At 34.1% G+C, this 5,443-nt stretch carries 6 protein-coding genes; 4 read left to right on the top strand and 2 right to left on the bottom strand.

The window, feature by feature from the left end:
* Positions 1 to 399 precede the first annotated feature (399 nt).
* Together P20652_RS15170 and P20652_RS15175 are read right to left on the bottom strand one after the other, a co-directional pair.
* Positions 400 to 663: a hypothetical protein gene (locus tag P20652_RS15170; RefSeq protein WP_237707091.1), complete on the bottom strand. Its 264-nt coding sequence runs from the start codon at positions 661 to 663 to the stop codon at positions 400 to 402.
* A gap of 66 nt (positions 664 to 729) precedes the next feature.
* The gene (locus tag P20652_RS15175) at positions 730 to 1,605 is read right to left on the bottom strand and encodes a WYL domain-containing protein (RefSeq protein WP_008166102.1); all 876 of its coding nucleotides are present in this window, start codon (positions 1,603 to 1,605) and stop codon (positions 730 to 732) included.
* 685 nt (positions 1,606 to 2,290) lie between these two features.
* Here P20652_RS15175 and P20652_RS20165 point away from each other — a divergent pair.
* The 4 genes from P20652_RS20165 to P20652_RS15190 all read left to right on the top strand — a co-directional run bounded on the left by P20652_RS20165 (position 2,291) and on the right by P20652_RS15190 (position 5,074).
* Complete coding sequence (locus tag P20652_RS20165) at positions 2,291 to 2,806, top strand: ATP synthase F0 subunit B (RefSeq protein ID WP_139048198.1); 516 nt, start codon at positions 2,291 to 2,293, stop codon at positions 2,804 to 2,806.
* A gap of 127 nt (positions 2,807 to 2,933) precedes the next feature.
* Positions 2,934 to 3,590 carry a hypothetical protein gene (locus P20652_RS15180; RefSeq protein WP_008166100.1) on the top strand — a complete coding sequence of 219 codons (657 nt, stop codon included), beginning with the start codon at positions 2,934 to 2,936 and terminating at the stop codon, positions 3,588 to 3,590.
* 18 nt (positions 3,591 to 3,608) lie between these two features.
* A complete protein-coding gene (locus P20652_RS15185) occupies positions 3,609 to 3,893 on the top strand; it encodes a hypothetical protein (RefSeq protein WP_008166098.1) in 285 nt (94 codons plus the stop codon).
* Positions 3,894 to 4,018: 125 nt separating this feature from the next.
* Complete coding sequence (locus tag P20652_RS15190) at positions 4,019 to 5,074, top strand: DUF2974 domain-containing protein (RefSeq protein ID WP_008166097.1); 1,056 nt, start codon at positions 4,019 to 4,021, stop codon at positions 5,072 to 5,074.
* The last annotated feature ends 369 nt before the right edge of the window (positions 5,075 to 5,443 follow it).

Raw genomic sequence — 5,443 nt, 5'->3', positions numbered from 1 at the left:
CAAATCAAACATTTCAAGGCACGGTTCCCTCTTTGAATACCCTTTTTCAGTAGTCATAAAATACTCTTCTCACTTTCAATGAGTTATCAGATTAATAAAAAATAAGGGTAAATAATTTAAATTCGTTTAACAGTTTGGTATTTATAGAAGTTTAAACTATTTTTAATAGTGAACTGCCGAGTAGGCAGCTGGAAATAACGGGGATATCCTCAAGGATATCAGATAAGAGTGAACTGCCGAGTAGGCAGCTGAAGTTAGGCCAGGAATTGAACAACCACAAATTGTGACTTTTAACTGCCGAAAAGGCAGAGGCTAAATAAAAAGAGCCCAGCAAACGCTGAGCTCTTTTTATTTAACTTTAATTAAGGTATGTGCTACTTGTGTTTATCCATCCTTGAGCTATTTTTTGTCATCACAGATAATTTTATCCTTATCATCCAACCCATAAAGTTTTTCGCTACTGCTCAGTTTTTCAAAATGCTTAGAAAAACCCTGTTCTAAATTAGAGCTTATAGCTTCATCAAAATTATCCATAAATACAGCTTGTTCAGCTGCGCTGAGATCATCTACGGACAGCCGACCATTTAATGCAGCTTTTACATTTTCGCAATCGAAATTCGCCGATTTATCTATGGTGTTGCTGGCTTTTATTGTTTTAGCCATATTAAACTCTAAAGTATAAGTAGGTGTCATCTTCTAATAATATTATTAAGTTGCTTATAAATACAACTATTCTTCTTCAAATCCATCGAAGTATGGAGCCATGTTTAGTCCTCCGACTCCATATAAAGAGAGCCTGTTTTTTAACCTTAATCGAAAATATTTGTCTGCTGTTGGAATTCTCGCACAATCGACGTAGAGGTTTTTTAAAAAATACCCGGCTGATGAAGCTCTAATCCTCTTCTTTAATACACCGTTGATCATATTGAATTCATTTGTTACACCTCGAGTGTCTTCCAAGCTAGGGTGAGGAATTATTTCAAGATCAATTTGTCTGTTCCATTGAATATCTTCCGTTTTAAGTTCAAGCTTATTAGGTGTCTCTTTTTCAATTATCTTTGCGCCGAGAAACCGAGATATAACAAAGTCCCCAAACCTATTTTTACATCTATCAAATGCTCGCACATGCCATCTTGAACCATTATACATATATGAATGTGGAACTAAGTTTTTGGTACTAGAGCCGCTAGAATTGGAAAAGTATTCGGCTTCTAAAGCTCTTTGCGAAAGAATTGCTTTTGTTATTTCAGTAACAATCCTAAGATCCGGCTCGTCAATGATATCAAGGGTTTCATTTGAAACATATGAATGGGTGAAGCTTTGGATTTCTTTACCAGTTAGTTGAGCTAAGACTTCAGAGGATTTAAATTTAAACAGTGGCTGCCAACTATCGCTAAGTACATAACTTTTAGGGCTTGATGTATCCGAGATATTATTAGGCATTAGCTTCTTATACTCCGCTATATCTCTACTTGCAGCAGCTGTTCCTACTCCAAATTTCTTAACAAGATCCGCTCGAGAAAAACTACCTAAAAATCTTAAACAAAATTCTATATAAGTTAATCTTGAAACTTGTGCGGCTGGTAAGTGCTTGAGGCTAATCATACTAAAATGACTCCAATATTTGTGTTCCCCTACAAATATCACAGAGTAATCAATGGTACAACATTGAGATTCAATATGAACCTTTAAAGAACAAAAAACAAACCACAAAAATACATTGACCGAATCATAATGATACTGTAGTTTATAAATTACACTGTTTGTGGTTGTGTTTTGACCACGCCTTAATTACAGAATTCTAACGATTTGTTTAAGTCATAGCTGGATTGACTCATCAGGTCAGTAGTGAGTACTGAGGTTAATAGTATTGATGATACGAGAGAGCACTATCGCTTTAGAGCTATTTATTTAAATCAGGAATATATGAAAAGATGTGGAAAAATATATTAGTCGCAGCATTGAGTGCATTATTTACGTTTGCAGGTAGTTACTACTTTTATTCTGAGAGCCTAGCAATATCAAAGTTAGATTTACACAAAGACTATGACGATAATTACTTCTCAAAACCTAAATTCCCTTCCGATGATATAATTCTCACTGTGAATAGAATAGAAAAAGAAAAGATTGGTTTATTGAAAATCTCACTACTTAACTATACGGCTAAAGATTACTTGGATATTCCCATAAATTTTAAATTAACACCTAAAAAACTATCTAATTTTAAGGTGTTAGCTTATTCAGTTGTGGGGCATGGTGATGTAAATGACCTCGTTAAAGAGCCAAAAAAATGGAATTTGATGGTAACTCGTTTAATTTCTCCTTCAAAGTTTCAGCCATCAATCGGACTGAAAAATCAGACTACGGTATTCAACTTAGAATTTTATTTGAAGGTACAGAGGAACCAAGCATTAGAGCTTTTGCTAAAGGAGTTGGAATAAGGGATTTCGATATAAATAATAGCCCATATCAAGAGACTATAAGTAAGAAATCATTATTGATATTCATAGGAGCTTTAGTTTGTTTCTGTTTAGTAATGTTTATTCTGATGATTTTTATTTTAAATCCCGTGATGTCTATTCTAACTCGCAAATCGGACATAAAAAGTCGTCAAAAATATGCAGAATCTCTCTTTGTAGCGATCAAAAACGAAAATTTACTACCTGGTAAAACTGATCCTCAAATTGCAGAGTTTATTGCTGATATGCTCTACAGAAGACAATGTGAATGGTGGGATAAAAGATCCCCTATTGCTAAGTGGAGTTTAGGATTAATGGCTCCTGAGCGAAAAGAACATTTATTTTAATTTATTACCTGTTGTTATTTATGTTTTTGGTTGGTGGTCGAGATGTAATTCTATAATTGGAAGTAAATTAAATCAGTTTAAATTTACCTTAAATACGATTGAGAATAAAAAAGAAGAGAGTTGCAAGATGCTTAAAATAATTAAAGTAACAACATTATCTGTACTTATTGCAGTCATGGGGTGTGTATCAATTCCTTCAGAAGCTCCAGAATTATCAGTTGAGTTAGGTAAGCGAATTGCTGCAATTGAAGAATCAAATATCACACTTTTAAATCGATTCTTTGATCAGAAGCGAAAAGAAGTGGATAAGTTTATAGAGGAAGAGTGGGTTCCTGAATTTGCAAATCATTTCTTTTCCAATAAAACAATTTCTGATGCTTGGGAAACGATTGTTAGTGAAGATGATAAAAAGCAAAGATTACTGTTTTTAGTAAAAACTGGCCCAAGACTTATAAAGAAAATCAATGAAAAAAGACTAGAGCTAATTCAGCCCCTTGATGCCCTTGAAAGACGTATCGAGTTAAAAATTAGAGAGGAATATACGCAGGCTAGAGCGATCAATAATAGTATTACTAGTTTTTTATTATCCGCATCTAAGGTCGCAGATAATAGGAATCGATACTTAGAAATTGTTAATACAACCGATGCGAGCATAGGAAGGTTGATTGACGAAACAGATGATGCGGTTTCTGTTCTTATTGAAAAGAAAGATATTTTGGAAGATAAATCAGAACGTTCACAAAAATTTTTAGGTAAAGTCCGAGAAATACGAGATTCTATTTAATTAAGGGGAGAGATTAAAATGACGATAAATTGGGATGAATTTGATAGTGAGATCGATTTAATAATCGAAAATTCTGCTGAGGCTACAGATGAAAAATTAGCATCAAGTATTTCTTCAATTACTCGAATGACTGATGAAGAAGTTAAGGAGTTATTTCCTAGCTCAGCAGATGTAAAAAAACTTACCGAATTAATGAAAATAGTTAAATCTTCGCAAAATAGAAACGAGAAGATTAATAATATCGTTGCTAAATCTGAAGAGTTGGGCGGTGTGATTTTATCCCTTTTACAAAAATTTGCTTAAGTGAATCAAAAATAGAAGGTTAAGTTTAGCCTATAAACACTCTTAGACAGCAGCAGTCTTGTTCTAATTACAGTTTAAAACAAGTTGTACCAAGTTTTATTTAGAAATTAATAGGAATTGAGATAATGTCAAAACTAATGATAAGTACTACTGACGAATTAGAACAAGCTAAAAGCTTATTAAGTAAAACAGTGCCTATGTACCGTAGGGCCTATAGTGATAGAACAGCATGGTTAATGGCATGTTTTGCTGAGCTGGCCTATGTTAGATTTAACCCTCCAGTTATTAATGATGTTCTCAGACTTAAACTAGAAAAGATTTTTTCTTCAAGTAAAAATAGCGACACTCTTCTAAAAGGTGCAATCCAATTAGCTGTTGATAAGTTTACTTATGATCACAATGAAGAAAAAATCTTACTCGAAAATCAGCTAAAACTTATAGATGCTGAGCTTGTATCAACTTTTAATGCTCAAGGAAGCCAAGCAGTTTTAATTAAAACTAATGAATTTGTTGTGCTATCTTTTCGTGGTACTGAGCCAACTGAATTAAAAGATATAAAATCGGATGCAAATGCTGTTTTGACGAGGTGTGTGACTGAAGGAAGGGTGCATTCTGGCTTCCATGATGCTTACAACCTCATTGAGATGGATATTAATAAATCACTTGAGCAATTCAAAGAGTTACCTCTTTTTATTACAGGTCATTCACTTGGTGGGGCGCTTGCAACAATAGCTGCAAAGAGGATTAACCACAAAGGAGGTAATGCAGCGTGTTATACATTTGGCTCTCCTAGAGTATCAGATGATCATTGGCTTATGACAATGAAAACACCTATCTATAGAATTGTAAATTCGTCAGATGGTGTAACTATGGTCCCGCCCGCAGATGTTTTTATCACAACTACCTCTTGGTTTTTAGGGTTTATTCCCGCCATAGGAGATAAGCTAAAGTCTGGTCTTCGCGAAAAGTTTGGTCAATATATTCATGGTGGCGATATGCGCTTTCTAACCAATGTTAAGCCTGGAGAGTATTATAAAGCTCGCTTGTTAACTCACGTAGATATTTGGTATCGGCTGAAAGGTTGGATGAGAAAACAGTTTACTTGGAAGAAATTTGGTACTGATCACAGCATGAGAGTATACCGCTCAAAGCTTGCATTTGTTGCTCTAAATAGAAATTAATTTCGAAGCGTAATTATATTTTGGCTTCAATTAAAGGGTCTAAAACGACCCTTTAATTAATAACGTACGCTCTCATTAAACATGAATTTACTCCTACTTTTGTTTAAAAATATCTACGCTTGATGTCTGACTCTCTAGTGAAATTTATTACAGCTCAAAATGACACATCGCAAGCCAGTATGCTTTACTTTATTAATCTCGATGCTTGAGCTTAATTCGGTAACTTTATGTCATATATTACTTCAATTTTATGCCAAGTTATACTTCACTTACGGTGCTGTAGCTCAGTAAAAGCGTATGCTCTTATGCCAACTTATACTTCAAACAACATTTGGGTGACTAAATCTTGCAAAATATTTAATAATATCT

This window comes from Pseudoalteromonas sp. BSi20652 (assembly GCF_000239855.1).
Lineage (GTDB): Bacteria > Pseudomonadota > Gammaproteobacteria > Enterobacterales > Alteromonadaceae > Pseudoalteromonas.
This window is presented reverse-complemented; position numbering and strand designations above follow the sequence as displayed.

Bases quoted from the DNA above. Each gene is read 5' to 3' on its own strand.
- P20652_RS15175 (WP_008166102.1), bottom strand. From the start codon at position 1,605: ATGATTAGCCTCAAGCACTTACCAGCCGCACAAGTTTCAAGATTAACT.
- P20652_RS20165 (WP_139048198.1), top strand. From the start codon at position 2,291: ATGGAATTTGATGGTAACTCGTTTAATTTCTCCTTCAAAGTTTCAGCC.
- P20652_RS15190 (WP_008166097.1), top strand. From the start codon at position 4,019: ATGTCAAAACTAATGATAAGTACTACTGACGAATTAGAACAAGCTAAA.
- P20652_RS15180 (WP_008166100.1), top strand. From the start codon at position 2,934: ATGCTTAAAATAATTAAAGTAACAACATTATCTGTACTTATTGCAGTC.
- P20652_RS15185 (WP_008166098.1), top strand. From the start codon at position 3,609: ATGACGATAAATTGGGATGAATTTGATAGTGAGATCGATTTAATAATC.
- P20652_RS15170 (WP_237707091.1), bottom strand. From the start codon at position 663: ATGGCTAAAACAATAAAAGCCAGCAACACCATAGATAAATCGGCGAAT.